Annotated in this window: 17 protein-coding genes and 1 riboswitch; of the genes, 2 read left to right on the plus strand and 15 right to left on the minus strand. The window is 72.1% G+C overall.

What is annotated here, in order from left to right; all coding sequences use genetic code 11:
• The 5 genes from ABZ801_RS30300 to ABZ801_RS30320 form a co-directional block, all read right to left on the minus strand.
• Positions 1-227, minus strand: a 227-nt coding sequence (locus ABZ801_RS30300) for a Clp protease N-terminal domain-containing protein (protein WP_360704221.1), incomplete at its 3' end; no start/stop codon positions are given.
• Between the two features lie 664 nt (positions 228-891).
• Positions 892-1218, minus strand: coding sequence for an Lsr2 family protein (locus ABZ801_RS30305; RefSeq protein WP_285497337.1), 327 nt, complete (start codon positions 1216-1218; stop codon positions 892-894).
• Between the two features lie 1443 nt (positions 1219-2661).
• Positions 2662-3225, minus strand: coding sequence for an RDD family protein (locus ABZ801_RS30310; RefSeq protein WP_360704224.1), 564 nt, complete (start codon positions 3223-3225; stop codon positions 2662-2664).
• A 6-nt stretch (positions 3226-3231) separates the two neighbouring features.
• A complete protein-coding gene (locus ABZ801_RS30315) occupies positions 3232-4089 on the minus strand; it encodes an RDD family protein (protein ID WP_360704227.1) in 858 nt (285 codons plus the stop codon).
• 3 nt (positions 4090-4092) lie between these two features.
• A complete protein-coding gene (locus tag ABZ801_RS30320; protein WP_360704229.1) occupies positions 4093-4644 on the minus strand; it encodes an amino-acid N-acetyltransferase in 552 nt (183 codons plus the stop codon).
• A gap of 302 nt (positions 4645-4946) precedes the next feature.
• Positions 4947-5148, plus strand: a riboswitch (cyclic di-AMP (ydaO/yuaA leader).
• A 3-nt stretch (positions 5149-5151) separates the two neighbouring features.
• Between ABZ801_RS30320 and ABZ801_RS30325 the strand changes: the two genes are divergently transcribed.
• The gene (locus ABZ801_RS30325; protein ID WP_360704232.1) at positions 5152-6195 is read left to right on the plus strand and encodes an NlpC/P60 family protein; all 1044 of its coding nucleotides are present in this window, start codon (positions 5152-5154) and stop codon (positions 6193-6195) included.
• 196 nt (positions 6196-6391) lie between these two features.
• Here ABZ801_RS30325 and ABZ801_RS30330 read toward each other — a convergent pair whose 3' ends face one another.
• Positions 6392-6622, minus strand: a complete 231-nt coding sequence (locus ABZ801_RS30330; protein ID WP_344949171.1) for a LuxR C-terminal-related transcriptional regulator — start codon at positions 6620-6622, stop codon at positions 6392-6394.
• 561 nt (positions 6623-7183) lie between these two features.
• Between ABZ801_RS30330 and ABZ801_RS30335 the strand changes: the two genes are divergently transcribed.
• A complete protein-coding gene (locus ABZ801_RS30335; protein WP_360704235.1) occupies positions 7184-8215 on the plus strand; it encodes a LacI family DNA-binding transcriptional regulator in 1032 nt (343 codons plus the stop codon).
• Positions 8216-8260: 45 nt separating this feature from the next.
• On the opposite strand, the gene lysX is transcribed toward ABZ801_RS30335, so the two are convergent.
• From lysX to ABZ801_RS30380, 9 genes are all read right to left on the minus strand, one after another.
• The gene (lysX, locus tag ABZ801_RS30340; protein WP_360704238.1) at positions 8261-9751 is read right to left on the minus strand and encodes a bifunctional lysylphosphatidylglycerol synthetase/lysine--tRNA ligase LysX; all 1491 of its coding nucleotides are present in this window, start codon (positions 9749-9751) and stop codon (positions 8261-8263) included.
• A gap of 124 nt (positions 9752-9875) precedes the next feature.
• Positions 9876-10658, minus strand: a complete 783-nt coding sequence (locus ABZ801_RS30345) for a type III pantothenate kinase (RefSeq protein WP_344949180.1) — start codon at positions 10656-10658, stop codon at positions 9876-9878.
• Positions 10659-10672: 14 nt separating this feature from the next.
• A complete protein-coding gene (gene nadC, locus ABZ801_RS30350; protein WP_360704241.1) occupies positions 10673-11530 on the minus strand; it encodes a carboxylating nicotinate-nucleotide diphosphorylase in 858 nt (285 codons plus the stop codon).
• Positions 11527-13161 carry an L-aspartate oxidase gene (locus ABZ801_RS30355; RefSeq protein WP_360704244.1) on the minus strand — a complete coding sequence of 545 codons (1635 nt, stop codon included), beginning with the start codon at positions 13159-13161 and terminating at the stop codon, positions 11527-11529. Before ABZ801_RS30355 ends, nadC begins: the two co-directional genes overlap by 4 nt.
• A gap of 86 nt (positions 13162-13247) precedes the next feature.
• Positions 13248-13664, minus strand: coding sequence for an aspartate 1-decarboxylase (panD, locus tag ABZ801_RS30360; RefSeq protein ID WP_344949183.1), 417 nt, complete (start codon positions 13662-13664; stop codon positions 13248-13250).
• Positions 13664-14524: a pantoate--beta-alanine ligase gene (gene panC / locus ABZ801_RS30365; RefSeq protein WP_360704247.1), complete on the minus strand. Its 861-nt coding sequence runs from the start codon at positions 14522-14524 to the stop codon at positions 13664-13666. The genes panD and panC overlap by 1 nt, the downstream gene beginning before the upstream one ends.
• Positions 14525-14633: 109 nt before the next feature.
• Complete coding sequence (locus ABZ801_RS30370) at positions 14634-15575, minus strand: DUF2520 domain-containing protein (protein WP_344949189.1); 942 nt, start codon at positions 15573-15575, stop codon at positions 14634-14636.
• A gap of 248 nt (positions 15576-15823) precedes the next feature.
• The gene (locus tag ABZ801_RS30375; RefSeq protein WP_360704250.1) at positions 15824-18337 is read right to left on the minus strand and encodes an FtsX-like permease family protein; all 2514 of its coding nucleotides are present in this window, start codon (positions 18335-18337) and stop codon (positions 15824-15826) included.
• Between the two features lie 3 nt (positions 18338-18340).
• On the minus strand, positions 18341-19090 hold the full coding sequence (locus tag ABZ801_RS30380; RefSeq protein WP_360704716.1) for an ABC transporter ATP-binding protein: 750 nt from the start codon (positions 19088-19090) through the stop codon (positions 18341-18343).
• Positions 19091-19127 lie beyond the last annotated feature (37 nt).

Here is a 19127-nt window from a genome sequence, read left to right on the forward strand (position 1 = left end):
CCCGACGGCGCCTGCTGACCCTGGCCGATGATCTCCTCGACCTGCTGCCGCACCGCCTCCAGGCTGATACCCAACGACTCCAGCGCCTTGGCCGCAACGCCCTCACCCTCGTGGATCAAACCCAGAAGGATGTGCTCGGTGCCGATGTAGTTGTGATTGAGCATCCTGGCCTCTTCCTGGGCCAGGACGACAACCCGCCGCGCGCGGTCGGTGAACCTCTCGAACATCTCGTCGCTCCTCACAGAGCGGTTGGGCAGCGTCCAGAACGTCCGGACCTGTCCTTCCGCATGCTAGCCCGCCCCGAGGAGGCCGCCCGGTGCAGTCCCACCAGGAGACGTTCCCCAGCTAAGCGCTGTTCATCCTCATCCAACTACCGCGACGGTGCGCGATGTTCCCGCTACGCCTCAAGCGAACGGGGCCTTTCCGCAGGTCGCCGCGGCTGCCTTCGAGACGCGCCGAATGCACGAATCCGTCGCGCCACCTCCGCACCTCCGACACGAACAGCACCGGCGTCCTCGGGAAGAAACCCGGAGCGCACGCGCGAGCCATGCCCGGGTTCTACGGATCGCGCCGAAAGAGCCGGTCAGGCCCCCGCGACGGCGAGCGTCCACCGTAGGAGAAGCGACCGCATGTCCTCGCACTGAGCGTTCTGTGCGTGCCGCAGCCGGGCGCCCCAGGGGTCATCCCCCGGGAGAAACCACACGCGGAACTTCACGAAGGCGAGCGCCCGCTCACCGAGCAGGTGCCCCCGCGCACCTCCCGCGGCGAGCGTTCTACGCGAGCCGCAACGGGGGTCCGAGGGTCGCCCCCCGGAGAAACCAAGGACGGGCCACCGGCGAAGGTGAGCGAAGCTCACCGAGCAGGGTGGCCCGCCCGGACGGACGAACGGGCTCAGTTGGCCGCCTCGTACTGCTCGATCACATTCTGCGGGATGCGGCCGCGCTCATTGACCTTGATGCCATTGCGCTTGGCCCACGCGCGGATCTCGGCGCTGCGCTCGCGGCTCGACGCGCCGCGCTGCCGGCGGCCGCCCCGGCGGACACCGCCCGCCTTGCGGGACTTCTCGACGAACGGCTGCAGGGAATCCCGGAGCTTCTTAGCGTTGGCGCTACTGAGATCGATCTCGTACGAGGCGCCATCGATCGAGAACTGCACGGTCTCGTCCGCCTCGCCACCGTCGAGGTCGTCGACGAGAAGCACCTGAACCTTCTGTGCCATGGAGACAGACCTTTCAGCTGGAGCAAACTGCATTCGGTTGACAAACATATACCGCGATGCTTGCCGATGACAATTCAACACTCGCGATGAAGTTTGCTTGCCCCACGGTAACTCTTCGTAATCACGAGGACCGAAACCGGGTCGAGGGGCCCTTAGCCGCCGCGCCGGCCGGGCACGCGGGAGGGCCGGGGGTGGCGGAATTGTCCGACCCCTGGAGCCGGATCACGATTTCGGCGTGACCGAGATCACGTCGCCCGGCGGCCCGGACGATCTTGCATTGGGCGGGGTTTCCGGGCCGGCGGCTTTCGGGACGGCCCGCCGCGCCTGCGGAAATGAGGGCCCGGCCCACCTTAACGGGGAGGGCGGCACCGCCCCCCGCCACCCCCATTAACCCCGACGTAACGGCACTAACCACACCGGTGCGGGAATGCCGCGGCGGCCGCACCCCCTGTGACGTCGGCGTTGACGCCTCTGGAGGCCGGTCGTGTCGATAGATTCCGGCCGGGAGCTCCGTCGCGAAATCCTTTGCCATCGCCGGGCGGCAGGGCCGACTTCCGGCGCTCGACCGCCGGTCGACCGCCGCCACACCACGTCGATAACAGCGGATAAGCAAGCAATCCCGTCACGCCGTCGAGCGCTTCACCCGGGGAACGGACATCGTTACGGGCCGCCGCCTGCGCCACGTCACCGTGCACCTACACCTCGGCACGCGACCGGAGCATACGGCACCGGCAGCCCAGGAGGCATGTCCGGTACCACCGCCTCGGCCATATCGATCACGCTCAGTAATCACCGGGGCGTCCGCGGTCCGATCCCGCGTTGAGCCGTGCGCAAGTCTTTACCCTTTGTCTCGCCGTTGACGCACGCCGGCCGTCCCAGGCGGCTCGGAAGGCGACAGCCGGCGCACTCGATGTGCGCGGCCGGTGAGCGCGCCCCAGCCGGATCCGGGCTCCCGTCTTGTGTACGACGCACAGAGATCTGGGCGGCGCGTTCTGACCTCTCTGAGCGACCCCGCCGACAATACGCCCTCATGGACACCCCATGGCCGATCCCGTCCGGTTCTCATAGCTCCCACGGCCGTATGGGCTCGCCCATCACCCTTAGACCGTCGACATAAGGCCATCGGCGTAGGCTCCGAGCACGGAACGGCCGCCGTTGTAAGGGGCGTCCAGGGGAAGAGACGCCTCGCGGAAGGGCCGACGGCGTAAGGGGTGGAGTAGGGCTTGGCCGCGCCGGGGAAGCGCGGCCGTTAGGGGCCGGCCGCTCGTATGGGTCCGGGTAAGCGTAAGCGCTTGGACCGGCGTATGGGACCAAGGACGCTAAGCGCCCGCTGTAAGCGGCCTCTATAGCCGTACCGGCCTCCTATCGAGCCTCAACCTTCTATGAGGGCATATGAGAGGTGTATGAGAACGAGGCGGAAGTACGGCGCGAAGTACGAAGCGCTCAGGCCTCCTGGGCGTCTGCCGCCGCCGCGACGGCGGCGGGCCGCCTGACCACGACCGTCCCCGCGAAACGGTCGTGCAGGGCCCTGCGGCGTGCGGACCGCTCCAGCCGCGACTCGTAAATCGCCCCGGCGTTCGCCACCCAGAACAGTCCCGCCACCGCCCCGAACACCGGGACGGGACGGACCGCGATGGGCAGGCAGTACGTGGCGGCCCGCAGCAGCGAACGGAGCACGTCCGGGCGTCTCCTGTCCACGGCGGGGCAGCCCGGGTCCTCACGGACGACTTCGATGCCCGCGACGCGCTTGCCCACGGTGCGCCCCCACAGCGCGAGCTGGATCCACTCGTACACGAGCAGCAGCCCGGCCACGAGCGGTGGCGCGACCTTCTCGATGCCGAGGTCGGGGAAGCCTTCCCGGATCACCATGACCACGGGAAGGCCCACCACGAGCGTGTCGACGATGCGCGCGACCAGCCGCTGCCCCGGTTCGGCGAGTTCCGGGGCGCTCTCCCCCTCTGCCGGGGGAAGGGGGTCGGCGCCGGGTGCGGGAGGGGACGCCGCCACTGCGGGCTATCCCTCGTAGCCCGTGTGGCCGGGGTACTCGGCCGTCCGGTCGGCGTAGTCGCCCGTCTGGTCGGAGTACTCGGAGTACTCCCCACGCTCGTCGATGACGAGCGTCCCCGAGAAGCGGTCGTGCAGGGACTGGCGCAGCGGCTGGTCCCAGATGGCCCACAGATAGGCCATCACGGTGCCGATACAGACCAGCAGCATGCCGTAGGCGAAGTAGTCCCACACCTTCACGGCGAGCGCGAGGAAGAAGAAGAGGCCGAGCTGGTAGCCGATGTGCATGACACCCGCGCGCCACACGGCCTGCGTCGTCGTCAGCGGCTCTCCCGCGGGCCGCGCCTGTACCACCCCCAGGTGCAGGACGCGCTTGCCCAGGGTCCGCCCCCACATGGCGAGCTGGACCGCCTCATAGAGGAACGGCAGCACCGCCAGTACCGCGAAAAGGGTGAAGATGATGGGCCAGTTCCAGATGCCGCCCTCGCTGCTGGCCTTGCTCCCGGAGGTGTCCAGGCCGATGATGCCGACGCTGATGGGAACGATGAGCGCGAATCCGAAAACGGCCACCAGGACGTTGTCGATGAGGCGCGCCCCGGCCCTGCGGAGGATCGGCGCCAGGGGAAGGTCCGCGGCGGCGGCGTCGTAGCCGCCGCCGTCATATCCCTGGGCGGGCGGCTGCTGCCATTGCTGTTGCCATTGCTGCTGTGGGGCCCCCCCGCCCTGCCACGGAGAACCGTGCTGCTGGGGCTGCTGCCACTGTGAGCCCTGCTGGGAGGGTGGGGCACCGTAGGACGGTCCGCCTTGGTAGGGCGGGCCCGGGGGCTGCCGCGGATAGGGCTGTCCGCGGTGGGGGGAGTCGCTCATCGATCAGTCCTCCAGGCGAAGCAACATCCGGGTATTGCCCAACGTATTCGGCTTGACCCGGTCGAGGTCCAGGAACTCTGCCACGCCTTCGTCGTAGGAACGGAGAAGCTCGTCGTACACCTCGCGCGACACGGGGGTTCCGAGGATCGGCTCGAAGCCGTGCCGGGCGAAGAAGTCCACCTCGAAGGTAAGGCAGAACACCCTTCCCACTCCCAGTTCCCGCGCGGTTTCCAGAAGCCGCTCGACAATCCGGTGCCCTATGCCGTGGCCCCCGTACTCCTTGTCCACGGCCACCGAGCGCACCTCGGCCAGGTCCTCCCACATCACATGGAGGGCGCCGCAGCCCACGACGCGCCCCCCGCGCCCCCCTGGGCGTCGCTCGTCCCCCGGCGCGGCGGCCCGGACGTCCTCGGCCACCCAGAACTCCTGGACGTCCTCATAGAGCGTCACCGTGGACCTGGCGAGCATCCGCCGCCCCGGACCGGCGTACGCGTCGATGAGCCGCCGGATGTGCGGCACGTCGGCGGTACGGGCACGCCTGATCACGACTTCCACAAACAGGCGACATTATCGGACCGCGGGCGGCCTCCCGTGGCCGGTCCGTCACGCACGGCCGCCGGCACGGCGCCACAGACGACGCAGATGTACCGAAAGACACGAACGGCATCGTCCGATACCGACCGTCCCCTCAAGCGGACAGAAAGTGAAATAGCGCACAGCGAAGTGATCGCACAAGCCCGCGAGCACCCGTGTTACATCCGAGCGTCCTCGGGTCACCTGCGATTTCGCATGTTCTGGTTGGCAGGCGACGAGCGCTCCGTTAGTCTCCTGCGCTGACATCGGACCCCCGTGATCGGGAGGCCGAACCGCCGAGTCCCGCGGGCCGCAGCCGGCGCCCCGCAGGAACCGGGGACCCGCGATCGGACGGTTCCGGGACCACTCCAGAGCCATGCCGACTGGGGTGAATCCGCACGGTGCGGACGCTCCGCACGTCCGCGGAAGGTGCAGCTCCGGCCCGAACCCGTCAGCTCACCCGGTAGGCGGACGAGGAGAGGAGAGTTCTTGGAGCCCTCGCGCCCCGCGTTCCTTTCGCGCCCGCTGCGCGCCGCGCAGGCCGTAGTCATTGCGCGCGTCACCGCGTGCGCCGCCGCCCGCCCCGGCCGCCGGGCCGCCGCGGCGACCGGCGCGCTCGCCGCCGTCTCCCTCGTCGTGGCCGCGCCCGCCCCCGCCGCGCAGGCCGACCCCGAGCCCTCCACCAAGGAGCTGCGCGAGCAGGCGACCAAGCTCGCCGACCAGCTGGAGCAGCTCACCGAGCAGTACAACGGCCTGCGCGTCAAGCTGAAGCAGTCGCAGCGCGCCGCCAAGGTGGCGGGCGACAACGCCAAGCGCCAGCAGAAGGCGCTGGAGGAGGAGCGCGCCAAGGTCGGCAGCCTGGCGGCCACCAGCTACATGCAGGGCGGCGCCGACCCCACGGTCTCGTTCCTGGCCGCGCAGAACCCGCAGGCGATGCTCGACCAGGCCGCCACGCTGCACTACTTCGCCACCCAGGACGGCACCAAGGTGCAGGGCCTGATGCAGGCCATGCAGGCGGCCGAGCGGGCGCGCAAGTCCGCCGAGGCGCGCGCCGAGCAGGTCGAGCAGCTGCGCACGCAGCTGGAGGGCCAGCGCAAGAAGGTCACCACGGCCTACGAGAAGGTCCGCGGCAGGCTGGTCAAGCGCGACCCCACCCAGCTGACCAAGCTGCCCGTGGCCGGCACCGGCAAGGCCGCCCAGGCGCTGCGGTACGCGATGACCAAGATCGGCAGGCCGTACGTGTGGGGCGCGGAGGGGCCCAACACCTTCGACTGCTCCGGCCTGGTGATGTGGGCCTACCGGCAGGTGGGCGTCAGCCTGCCGCACTACACCGGCAGCCAGTGGAACGCCGGCACGCACATCTCCCGCGACCAGCTGCAGCCCGGAGACCTGGTGTTCTTCTACTCCGACCTGCACCACGTGGGCCTGTACGTCGGCAACGGCAAGATGCTGCACGCGCCGCAGACCGGCGACGTGGTGAAGATCGCGCCGATGGCGGGCCGCCCGTTCGCGGGCGGGGTCCGGGTCGCCTGAGGTCACCGGCGCACACGGGTCCGCGTGCGGGCGTGCTGCGACCGCCGCGTCGGACCACGTCCGCGGCGACGTCTCCCACGGGGACCTACCCGAGGGGCCGCCGACGTCGCCGCGCGGGGTCGGACGGTGGTCGCCGATGCTCGGTCGAATGCTTTCGCGCCGCCGCCCGCCGGGGGGCGGGTGCGGGGGCGCGCCCCTAGATGAGCTGTCGCCGGGCCGCCCAGACCACGGCCTCGATGGGCGTGTTGACCTCCAGCCGGTCGCAGATGGTCCGCAGCCGGCGGCGCAGGGTCCGGGCGCTCAGTTCCAGCTTTCGTGCCGCCACGTCCGCGGTGACACCGCTGGCGATCTGCGCGAGGAGCTTGATCTCCTCTTCGCTGAGGCGCAGGTCGTCGGTGCCACGACGTGCGATGGTGGCCTGTTCCACTCCGTCCTCCCTCGTCCGTGGTGATGACCGCGGGGATGCAGCCGTCCGCTGCACAGGCACGGGCGGGCCTTGATCTGTACGCGTCGGGTTGCCGGGTCCGGGGCGGGGGGCCGGACCGAGATCATCGGTGTGCCTTGCCGTCTGGCGTGCTTTGGCCGGAGGTGGCCGATGGGCCGATTGCTCGGCGCCGAACGGGAACCCCGGGTAACGATTCAGTCGTTAGGCCGACCGGACGCGGATGCTCCTCGTCGCCTCGGGCGCGCGCACGATGATGTGGCGGGCTCGTGGCGGAGCGCGTCGTGTCCGGGACGGGTCATGATCGCCAGTCACGTCAACCCATCCCTCCTCGTCCGATTCGCCCATACCATCGGGGGCGATGATCGTGAATCGTTTCAAGGCACGCTTCGGCTCGGAACGCTAGGCGGCCGGATCCGGCCCGTCAAGCGCGGATTAAGCACGTTGTGTGCTCTTATGACTACGGTCCGCGACCGGCTTCGCGGGGGTTCGGTGCGGACAACTCGATAACCTGCGAAAACCAGTCCGGGGTCGACGAGGAGAGACTTGCCTCAGAGCAGTATTCGGGAAGTCGCGAGGCGCGCCGGAGTCTCAGTTGGGACCGTTTCGAATGTCCTAAACCGGCCAGACCTCGTGGCCGAAGCCACCCGTGACCGCGTCCGCGCGGCCATCGAGGAGCTCGGCTTCGTGCGCAACGAGTCCGCCCGGCGGCTGCGCCAGGGCGGGCGCCGCGCGGACGGCGGTCCGCCCGGCCCGCGTCCCCGGCCGTTCGGCGTGGTCGTGGAGGACCTGACCAACCCGTACGCCACCGACGTGGCCCGCGGCGCCGAGCAGGCCCTCAACGCGGCGGGCCACGACGCGCTGTGGCTGACCAACGACCACTCCGCCGACAAGGAGCGCCGCTGCCTGGAACTGCTGGAGCAGCAGCGCGCCGCGGGGGTGCTGATCACGCCGGTGGGGCTCGGCCCGGCCGGCATCGTGCGGCTGCGGGCGGCGGGCATGACGGTGGTGCTGCTCGACCACGCAGGTCCGGGCGTGTGCTCGGTGCGGGTCGACCACGTCGCGGGCGGGGCCGTCGCCGCCGCGCACCTGCTCGGCCTGGGCCGCGAGCGGCTGGCGTTCGTGACCGGCGACCCGCACCCGCAGCCCTGCCAGGAGCGGCTGGACGGCGCCGCCCGCGCCCTCGCCCGGGCGGGGCACGAGCCCGCGGTCACGCTGACGCAGGCGTCGCTGTCGCCGAAGGAGGGCGGGGCCGCGGCGCGCCGCCTGCTGGCGCTGGACCCGGTGCCGACCGGCGTGTTCTGCGCCAACGACCTGCTGGCCGTGGGGCTGGTGAACGAGCTGGTGCGGCAGGGCGTGCGGGTGCCCGAGGACGTGGCGGTGATCGGCTACGACGACATCGAGCTGGCGGCCACCGCGGCCGTCCCGCTGACCACGATCCGCCAGCCCCGGCACGAGCTGGGCCGGGCGGCCGCCGAGCTGGCCCTCACCGAGGCCGCCGAGGCGGCCGAGGGCCCCGGGCACCAGCACCGCCAGATCGTCCTGACGCCCGAGCTGGTCGTGCGCGAGTCCGCGTAGCCGGTCGGCGGCGGCTCGCCGTGCCGCGAGCCGCCGCCGGTCGCGTCACTCGGGCTTGACCAGCGGGAACAGGATCGTCTCGCGGATGTTCTTGCCGGTGAAAGCCATGATCATCCGGTCGATGCCGACGCCGACGCCGCCGGTGGGCGGCATCGCGTACTCCAGGGCGCGCAGGAAGTCCTCGTCCAGCTGCATGGCCTCCGGGTCGCCGCCGGCCGCCAGCAGCGACTGCTCGGTGAGCCGGCGCCGCTGCTCGACCGGGTCGATCAGCTCCGAGTAGGCGGTGCCCAGCTCGGTGCCGAACCCGATGAGGTCCCACTTCTCGGTCAGCAGCGGCTCCTCGCGGTGCTGCCGGGTCAGCGGCGAGGTCTCCAGCGGGTAGTCCATGACGAACGTCGGCTGGACCAGCGTGTGCTCGACCAGCTCCTCGAAGATCTCCTGGACGAGCTTGCCCTGCCCCCACTTGGGGTCCCAGGTGACGCCGCGCGCGTCGGCGTACTTGCGCACCTGCTCCAGCGGCGTGTGCGGGGTGATCTCCTCGCCGAGCGCCTGCGACACCGCCCCGTACAACGTGATGCGCGGCCACTCGGCGAGACCGAGGTCGATCTCCCGGCCGTCGCGCACCACCACCGACGTGCCCAGCGCGGCCACGACGCACCGCTGGTACAGGCGCTGGGTGAGGTCGGCCATGTCGTTGTAGTCGAGGTAGGTGCCGTACGCCTCCAGCATCGTGAACTCGGGGTTGTGCGTGGAGTCCGCGCCCTCGTTGCGGAAGTTGCGGTTGATCTCGAAGACCTTCTCGATGCCGCCGACGACGAGCCGCTTGAGGTACAGCTCGATCGCGATCCGCAGGTAGAGGTCCATGCCGTAGGCGTTGATGTGCGTCACGAACGGCCGTGCCGCCGCCCCGCCGTGGATCGGCTGCAGCATCGGGGTCTCGACCTCGAGGTACCCCTCCTCGTGCCAGAAGTCGCGCGCCGCCCGCACGGTGTCGCTGCGCAGCCGGGCCATCCGGCGCGCCTCGTCGTTGACGATCAGGTCGACGTAGCGCAGCCGCACCCGGGCCTCGGGGTCGGTGAGGCCGACGTGCTTCTCCGGCAGCGGCCGCAGGCACTTGGCGGTGATCTGGAACCGGTCGGCCATGATCGACAGCTCGCCGCGGCGGGAGGTGATGACCTCGCCCTCCACACCGATGTGGTCGCCGAGGTCGACCTCGCGCTTCCAGAAGTCGAGCTGCTCCTGCCCGACGTTGGCCAGCGACAGCATGATCTGCAGGTCGCCGGAGCCGTCGCGGATGGTGGCGAAGCACAGCTTGCCGGTGTTGCGGATGAGCATGACGCGCCCGGCGACGCCGACCTTCTCACCGGTCTCGGTGCCCGGCTCCAGGTCGGGATATTTCTCCCGGATCTCGTCGATGGTCGCGGTGCGCGGGAAGCCGACCGGGTACGGGTCGATGCCGTTCTCGCGGAGCCGGTCCAGCTTCTCCCGGCGCACCCGCATCTGCTCCGGAAGCTCGTCGTAGGTCGCGTCACTCACGGGCTCAAGGCTATCGACCCACGTAAGTGACTTGCGCTCAAGGCGGACCTTCGCAAGTCGCCTTGCGAAGGTCCCTCGCCCCGAGCACGTCCCGGGCCGACGTCCAGAAGCGTGCGGGGCGGCGTCAGGCGGTGTTGCGTTCGTAGATCAGACGCAGGCCGATGAGGGTGAGCCACGGCTCGAAGACGTCGATGCAGCGGGCCTCCTCCAGCACCAGCGGCGCCAGGCCGCCCGTCGCGATGACCGTGACCTCGGCCGGGTCGGCGGCCAGTTCCTCGGCCATGCGCTCCACGATCCCGTCGACCTGCCCGGCGAAGCCGAAGATGATGCCCGACTGCAGCGCCTCCACGGTGTTCTTGGCGATCACGTTGCGCGGCCGGACCAGCTCGATCTTGTGCAGCTGGGCGCCGCGCACCGACAGCGCGTCGATGGAGATCTCGATGCCGGGGGCGATGGCGCCGCCCACGTACTCGCCCTTGGCCGACACCGCGTCGAACGTGGTGGCGGTGCCGAAGTCGACCACGATCGCCGGGCCGCCGTGGGTGTGCACGGCGGCCAGCGCGTTGACGATCCGGTCGGCGCCGACCTCCTTGGGGTTGTCCATGCGGACCGGCACCCCGGTCTTCACCCCCGGCTCCACGATCACGGCGGGCACGTCGCCGTAGTAGCGGCGGCACATCTCCCGCATCTCGTGCAGGACGGACGGAACCGTCGAGCACAGCGCGATGCCGCTGATGTCGGTCTCGGCCAGCAGCGGGCTCTGCTGGACCAGGCCCTGCAGGACCACGGCGATCTCGTCGGCGGTGCGCCGCGGATCGGTGTTGATCCTCCAGTGCTCGATCACCTCCGTGCCCTCGAACAGGCCGAGGACGGTGTGGGTGTTACCGACGTCGATGGTGAGCAGCATCAGGTCCCCGCTGGTCAGGTGAAGTCAAGGCCGATGTCGAACACGCGCGCCGAGTGGGTCAGCGCACCAACGGAAAGGTAGTCCACACCGGTCACGGCGACGTCTCGGGCCCTGTCCAGAGTGAGCCCGCCGCTGGCCTCCAGTTCGGCGCGGCCGTCCACCAGGCGGACCGCCTCGGCCATGTCGGCGGTGCTCATGTTGTCGAGCAGGATCGAGGTGGCGCCCGCCGCGAGCGCCTCGCGCACCTGGGCGAGGGTGTCGCACTCCACCTGGACGTGCAGGGACGGGTAGACGTCGCGGATCGCCGCGTACGCCTTGGTGATCGAGCCCGCGGCGGCGACGTGGTTGTCCTTGATCAGCGCGGAGTCGTGCAGGCCCATCCGGTGGTTGACGCCGCCGCCGCAGCGCACCGCGTACTTCTGCAGGGCGCGCAGGCCGGGCAGGGTCTTGCGGGTGTCGCGGACCCTGGCCTTGGTGCCGGCCATCGCGTCCGTCCAGGCGCGCGTCGCGGTGGCGATGCCGGACAGGTGGCACAGCAGGTTGAGGGCGGTCCGTTCGGCGCGCAGCAGCGCCCTGGTGGGGCCGTGCGCCGACAGCAGCACCTGCCCGGCGGTCACCCGGTCGCCGTCGGCGGCCCTGGCCCGGTAGGTCACGTCGAGCAGTTCGAGGACGACCTCGGCCACGGGGATCCCGGCGACCACGCCGTCCTCGCGGGCGGTGAAGTCGCCGGAGGCGGTGTCGTGCGGGGCGAAGACGGGCTCGGTGGTGACGTCGGTGTCCCCGTCCTCGGCCAGCGCCGTCCGCACGAGGTTTTCCACAGCCTGTGGATCGAGCCCGGCGTCACGCAGCCGAGTCTCCAGCTCCGGCGTCATCGGATCGCCTTCCCTTCGTAGGTGGTGGTGAGACCGCCGCCGGCGAGGCGGGTGACGAGGTGACCGCGCCAGGCGTCGTCGTCGCGGTCGGGGCGGTCCTCGCGCCAGTGGCTGCCGCGCGTCTCGTCGCGCAGCCCGGCCGCGGCGACGATCGCGGACGCCACGGTCAGCAGGTTCGTCGCCTCCCACGCCGCCACGCCCGGTTCCGCGGCGCCGGTCGACGCCGTGGCGGCGAGGCGGTCGAGTTCGCGGGCCGCCGTGGCGAGACCGTCCGCGTCGCGGAGCACCCCGGCGTACGCGGTCATGATCCGCTGGATCTCGCCGCGCGCGTCCGGGTGGACGAGGCCCTGCGCGCCCTGTGGCGGCTCGGGCTCCCCGGCCGCCTCGCCGAGGTCGGCGGGCAGCGCGGCGGCGATGCGCTCGGCGAACACCAGGCCCTCCAGCAGCGAGTTGGAGGCCAGCCGGTTGGCGCCGTGCACGCCGGTGCAGGCGACCTCGCCGCACGCGTACAGGCCGGGGACGGAGGTCCGGCCGAAAAGGTCCGTGCGCACGCCTCCGCTCGCGTAATGGGCGGCCGGAACCACCGGAATCGGCTCGGTCACCGGGTCGATCCCGTGGTCCCGGCACGCGGCCAGGATCGTGGGGAAGCGCCGCTCCCACGTGCGCGCGCCCAGATGCCGGCCGTCCAGCAGCATGTGCGACGCCCCGGTCTCCCTCATCCGGATCATGATGCCCTTCGCGACGACGTCACGGGGCGCGAGTTCGGCCAGCTCGTGCCGTCCGAGCATGAAGCGGGTGCCGGACGCGTCGACGAGGTGGGCGCCCTCCCCGCGGACGGCCTCGGAGACCAGCGGCTGCTGCCCGCGCGCGTCGTCGCCCAGCCACAGCACGGTCGGGTGGAACTGGACGAACTCCAGGTCGGTGACCTCGGCTCCGGCGCGCAGTGCCAGCGCCACGCCGTCGCCTGTGGACACGTCGGGATTGGTGGTGGCCGAAAAGACCTGGCCGAGCCCTCCGGTGGCGAGCACCACGGCCCGTGCCCGCACCGCGCCGACCCCGCCCGGCTGCCCCTCCCCCATGACGTGCAGGGTGACGCCGGCGGCGCGGCCGGCCGCGTCCTTGAGCAGGTCGAGGACGAGGGCGTGCTCGACCACCTCGATGTCGGCGTCCTTGAGCGCGGCCCGCAGCGCCCGGCTGATCTCCGCGCCGGTGGCGTCGCCGCCGGCGTGCGCGATGCGGCGCCTGCGGTGGCCGCCCTCCCGGGTCAGCGCGATGCTCCCGTCGGCGGCGCGGTCGAACTCGGCGCCGAGGTCGATCAGCCGCCGGACCGCCTCCGGCCCCTCGGTGACCAGGACCCGCACCGCCGCCTCGTCGCACAGCCCGACGCCCGCGGTGAGGGTGTCGGCCAGGTGCTCGCCGGGTTCGTCGTCGGCCGCCAGCGCGGCGGCGATGCCGCCCTGCGCCCACCGCGTCGAGCCCGCGTCCAGCAGCGCCTTCGTGACCAGCAGCACCCGCCCGTGCGGGCGGCAGCGCAGCGCGGTGACCAGCCCGGCGATGCCGGACCCGATCACCACCACGTCCGTGTCGACCGTCCATCCGGGCGCCGGGGCGGCGAGCAGCCGAGGGATCATGCCCCCTCCTCAGGGATCGGTTCTCGTCATTGTGACATTAATCCGATCCGCCCCGAACGCCCGGGTATGAGGTTGGCCGCCGGAGATCAGCCGTGGACGAGGTCGCCGCGGGTCTGCGCGCTGCCGGGGACGGGCTCGGCCGGGTCGTCCCCCAACGAGATGATCTTGTTGTCGCGGTCGACGTGGACGACCGAGGGCCGGAACGACCGGGCCTCCTCGTCGGTCATGGCCGCGTAGCTGATGATGATGACCAGGTCGCCGGGCTGGACGAGCCGGGCCGCCGCGCCGTTGATCCCGATCACGCCCGAGCCGCGCTCCCCGGCGATCAGGTACGTCTCCAGGCGGGCGCCGTTGTCGATGTCGACGATCTGCACCTGCTCGCCCGGCAGCAGGTCGGCGGCGTCCATCAGGTCCTGGTCGACGGTGAGCGAGCCGACGTAGTGCAGGTCGGCCTGGGTCACGGTGGCACGGTGGATCTTCGACTTGAACATCGTCCGGAACATCAGGACTCCTTGCCGAACCGCAGGGGGACGTTGTCGATCAGATGGGTGGCGCCGACCCGGCCCGCCACGGCGAGCACGGCCGGGCCGGTGTGGGCGTCGTCGACCTCGGTGAACGTGGCCGGGTCGACCAGGACCAGGTAGTCGAGCGCGAGCGGGGGATCGGCCGCGGCGGCCTTGTCGAGCACGGCACGGGCGGCGCACAGCACCGCGGACGGCCCGTCCGTGACGGCGTCCGCACCCGCCTGCAGCGCCTGCGACAGCGACACCGCCGTGCGCCGCTCGTCACCGGACAGGTAACGGTTGCGGCTGGACAGCGCCAGCCCGTCGATCTCCCGGACGGTCGGGCCGCCCACGATCTCGACCGGCACGTCCAGGTCGGCCACCATCCGGCGGATGAGCGCCAGTTGCTGGGCGTCCTTCTCGCCGAACACCGCCAGGTCGGGACGCACCAGGTTGAACAGCTTCAGCACGACCGTCAGGACCCCGTCGAAGTGGCCGGGACGGGTGACGCCCTCCACGACGCCTCCCATCGGCCCGGAGTCGAGCCGCACCAGCGGCTCGGACGGGTACATGACCTCGCGGGTCGGCGCGAAGACGATGTCGACGCCCTCGGCGGCGCACGCCTCGACGTCGGCCGCGAACGTGCGCGGGTAGCGGTCGAAGTCCTCGTTCGGGCCGAACTGCAGCGGGTTGACGAAGATGCTCACCGCGACCGTGTCGGCCAGCTCGCGGGCCCGGCGGATCAGCGACCGGTGCCCCTCGTGCAGCGCCCCCATGGTGGGGACGAGCGCGAGCCGCCCGGACACGCCGCTGCGCACGGCGGCCAGTTCCTCGCGCGTCTTGGCGATGACGGGGGTCACGCCCTCTCCTTCACCCGTTCGACACCGGTAGCCCCGGTCATGTGGTCCCTCCTCCTTCGGTCCGCCAGGACGGTCCGGCCGCCGGGACGATCCGGCCGGCCGGGACGGGTCAGTCGGCCAGGACGCCGAGCAGCCGTTCGGCGTCCTCGGCCTTGAGCAGCCCGGCGGCCAGGGCGCGGTCGGCGGTGAGCCGGGCCAGCGCCACGTAGGCGCGGCGGCTCTCCGGCGACACGCGGCCCAGCTCGGCGACGTGCGCCTCGACCGTGCCCGCGTCGCCGCGGGCGACCGGGCCGGTGAGACCGTCGATGCCCAGGCGCAGCGCGTTGTCCAGGGCGGCGCCGAGCAGCGGGCCGAGCATGCGACCCGGCTCCGGCGCGCCCGCCGCGCGCAGCAGGTCCATGGCCTCGACCACGAGCGTGACCAGGTGGTTGGCGCCGCCGGCGAGGGCGGCGTGGTAGAGCGGGCGGCGCTCCTCGGGGATCCACACCGGCTCGCCGCCCATCTCCACCACCAGCGCCTCGGCGACGGGACGCAGCGGCTCGGGCGCGGTGACCCCGAAGGAGATGCCGGTCAGCCGGTTGAGGTCGTCGGGCCGTCCGGTGAACGTCATCACCGGGTGCAGCGCCAGCGGCAGGCCTCCGGCGCGGGTGAGGGGCGCCAGGACGTCGGCGCCGTACCGTCCGCTGGTGTGCGCCAAGAGCTTGCCCTGGATCGGGACGTCCGTGGCGGCCAGGCCCTCGGCCAGCTCCGGCAGCGCGTCGTCCGGGACGGTCAGCAGCACCAGGTCGGCGGCGGCCACGGTCTCCTGCGGGGTGGTGACGGCGGCTCCGGGCAGGCGTTCCTCGGCCCGCCGCCGGGACGCCTCCGACACGGCCGCCGCGGCGACGACGCGGTGCCCGGCGCGGGCGAGGGCGGCGCCCAGGGCGCTGCCGACCCGGCCGGCACCGAGAACGCCGACCGCCAGGCGGGCGGGACGGTCCTCGGGCCGCCCGCCGGACCCTCCCGGCCCGTTCCCGGGCGCGGCGGAAGACGGCGTGACGTGTGAGTCCATGGGTTCGTTCCAGTCCTCGGCTAGGTACCGGACGTGCGCGAACCAGAGTACCCGCGCGGCAAGCGCGTTTCCCCGCCGGGCCAAGTGCGCGCCGTACCGGATCGACGTTACATACCGGTGACGATATGCCCACCCAGAGTCACACGGTCGTCCGCGCACCAGGTCCGCGAACGAGACGACGGGCGGCATGGCTCCGCCCCGCCGCCCGTCGGAAGACGGATGGCGGGGCGGGCCGTTTCGTCCGGGCGTCAGTCGTGGGAGAGGGCCTCGACGACGGATGTCCTGGCGGCGCGGCGGGCGGGCAGGACGGCCGCCAGCGTGCCGGCGACCGCCGCCAGCGCCACGAACGCCGCGATCCGCGGGTAGGGCAGCGAGAAGACGATCTCGTCGGTCATCGCGGTGACCGACGCCCAGCCGAACGCGACCCCGAGCGCCACCCCGGTGACCGCGCCGATCAGCGCCATGACCAGGGCCTCCACCGACAGCATCCGGCGCAGCTGGCGCCGGGTGACGCCGAGCGCGCGCAGCAGCGCCGACTCGCGGGTGCGCTCGACCACCGACAGCGTCAGCGTGTTGGCGATGCCGAACAGCGCGATGAGGATCGCCAGCCCCAGCAGCGCCGCGAAGATCACCAGCATCATGTCGATGGCCTCGGTGAACTGCTTCTTGATCTCCGCGGCGGAGGTCACCCGGACCGTCGGGTACGGCTTGGCGGCGGCCTCCACGGCGGCCCGCGCGCCCTCCCCGGCGGCGCCGTCACGCGCGTTGACGTAGAGCACCGACGCGTCCCGGACCCCGAAGTACCGGTCGAAGTCGGCCTCGGTGACCAGGTACGGCGGGACGGGGCCGTCCATGCCGGTGGTGCCGACGACCTTCAGCGTCAGCGGGCCCTGCCGGGTCTGCATCCGGACGGCCGAGCCGATCCGCAGCCCCTGGGACCGCGCGGTCATGTCCGTGACCGCCACCGTGCCCGGCCGCAGGTCCGCCAGCGCGCCGCTGGTGAACTCCGGCTTGAGGACGGTGCCGAGCGAGGACGCGGTGAGCGTGCCGACGATCCCGTCCTCGGCGCGGCCCGTGGCGCCGCCGACGCGCACCTCCTGCTCGCGCTGCTCGGTGACGGCGGCGACCTGCGGCAGCGCGCGCAGGCGGGTGGCCAGCGCGTGCGGGATGCGCTGCTCGTCGGCGCCACCCCACTGGGTCTCGAGCTGGAAGTCCACGGGGAACTCCTCGGCCAGCTTCTTGTCGGCGGTGGCGGTGACGCTGGCGCCGAGCACCGCGAACATCGTCATCAGGCCGACGCCGATGGTCAGCGCGATCGTCGTGGTGGCGGTGCGCCGCGGGGAGCGCCGCGCGTTCTCCACGGCGAGCCGTCCCGGCACCCCGGCCAGGCGGGCGGGCAGCGCGCCCGCGACCCGTCCCAGCGGCCGCACCAAGGCGGGCATCAGCGCGGTCACCGCGAGGAACGCCAGGCCGCTGCCGGCCGCCACGACGAACATCGCGCTCTGGCCCTTCTCCATGACCGTCCCGCCGTACCCGAGGACGGCCAGGCCGGGCAGCCCGCACAGCACCGCGACGGCCAGGCGCGCCCAGCCGAGCCGGAACCGGTCCGTGCCCGGTTCGAGATCGGTGCGCAGCGCGGCGACGGGGGCGACGCGGGTGGCGGCGCGGGCGGGCAGCACCGCCGACACCATGGTGACGAGCACGCCGATCAGCAGGCCCAGGACGACCGTCCGGGGCGCCAGCGTCAGGCCGTAGGTGGGGATCTGCGCGTCGGGGCCGCCCAGCAGCGCCACCGTGCCCGCGCCGAGGCCGAGTCCCACGGCCAGGCCGAGCAGCGAACCGACCAGCCCGACGACCGCCGACTCGATGAGCACGCCGCCGAACAGCTGCCGCCGGGTGGCGCCGACGCAGCGCAGCAGCGCCATCTCGCGCATCCGCTGGGCGATGAGGATGGCGAAGGTGTTGTAGATGACCAGCGCCGACACCAGCATCGACACCAGCCCGAAGATCAGCAGTCCGGCCCTGATGAGCTTGGTGTCGGCGCCGGCGGCCGCGGCGAGCCGCTCGCCCAGCTGTTCGCCGGTCAGCACCTCGGCGCCGGGTCCGGCGGCGGCGGCGACCGCGGCGCGGTCGGCCGGGCCCGCGATGTCGATCTCCCGGTAGGTCCGCTTGCCGGTGACGCGCATGGTGGTGGCGGCGTCGAAGCCGACCGCGCCGCGCATGCTCGCCTGGGTGTCGACGCCGAAGTCCGCCAGCCCGACGAGGGTGAAGCGGTGCGGGCGCTGCCGGTGGTCCAGCACGGTGATCGTCTGGCCGACGGTGAACTTCTCGCGCTCGGCGGTCTCGGTGTCCAGTACGGCCTCGGCGGGGCCCGCGGGCGGCCTGCCGCGCTCGATCCCGTAGCGCAGCAGCCGTCCGGACGGCACCGAGATGCCGGCGGTGGGCATGTTGCCGACGGCCTTGCCGTCGCGGCCGATGAGCACGGCGTCCCCGCGTACGGTGCCCTGCGCGTCGGTCACGCCCGGCACGGCGCGGACGCGGTCCAGCAGCGCGGCGGGCAGTTGCTTCTCGGCGTCCTTGGGCAGCACCGCCACGTCGACCTTGTCGGCGGAACGGGCGAACTTCTCGTTCACGCCCGTCTGCATGGTGTCGGTCAGGACGAACGTCCCGGCGATGAAGCCGACGCCGAGGGTGATGGCCAGGCCGGTGAGCAGCAGCCGCAGCTTGTGGGCGCGCAGGCCCGCCAGTGTGGTCTTCAGCACCGCTCAGCCCCCCAGGCCCTGCTCGCTCTGGGGCGACGACCCGACGGAGCCACCGGTGATGCGGGAGAGCCGGTCGAGCACGGCGTCGGGGGTCGGCTGGAAGATCTCCGAGACGATCTCGCCGTCGCGCAGGAACACGACCCGGTCGGCGTACGAGGCGGCCACCGGGTCGTGGGTGACCATCACGATCGTCTGCCCCATCTCCCGGACCGACGCCCGCAGGAAGCCGAGCACCTCGGCGCCCGCGCGCGAGTCCAGGTTGCCGGTGGGCTCGTCCGCGAAGATGACCTCGGGCCGTGCGACGAGGGCGCGGGCGCACGCCACCCGCTGCTGCTGGCCGCCCGACAGCTGGTTGGGCCGGTGGCCGAGCCGGTCGCGCAGGCCCACCACGTCGACGACGCGGTCGAACCACGCCTGGTCGGCCCTGCGTCCGGCCAGCTCCAGGGGCAGCCGGATGTTCTGCTCGGCGGTGAGGGTCGGCAGCAGGTTGAACGCCTGGAAGATGAACCCGATGCGGTCGCGGCGCAGCAGCGTGAGCTGCCGGTCCTTCAGGCCGGTGAGCTCGGCGTCGCCGAGCATGACCCGGCCGCCGCTGACGGTGTCGAGCCCGGCCAGGCAGTGCATGAGGGTGGACTTTCCGGACCCGGACGGGCCCATGATCGCGGTGAACGCGCCGCGGGCGAACGCGACGCTGACCCCGCGCAGCGCGTGCACCGCGGCGTCACCGCTGCCGTACACCTTGGACACCTCCACGGCGGTGACGGCGGGCGGTGCGGCGGCCCCGGCGGAC

It is taken from the genome of Actinomadura sp. NPDC047616, from assembly GCF_040642915.1.
GTDB classification, from domain to species: Bacteria; Actinomycetota; Actinomycetes; order Streptosporangiales; family Streptosporangiaceae; genus Spirillospora; species Spirillospora miaoliensis.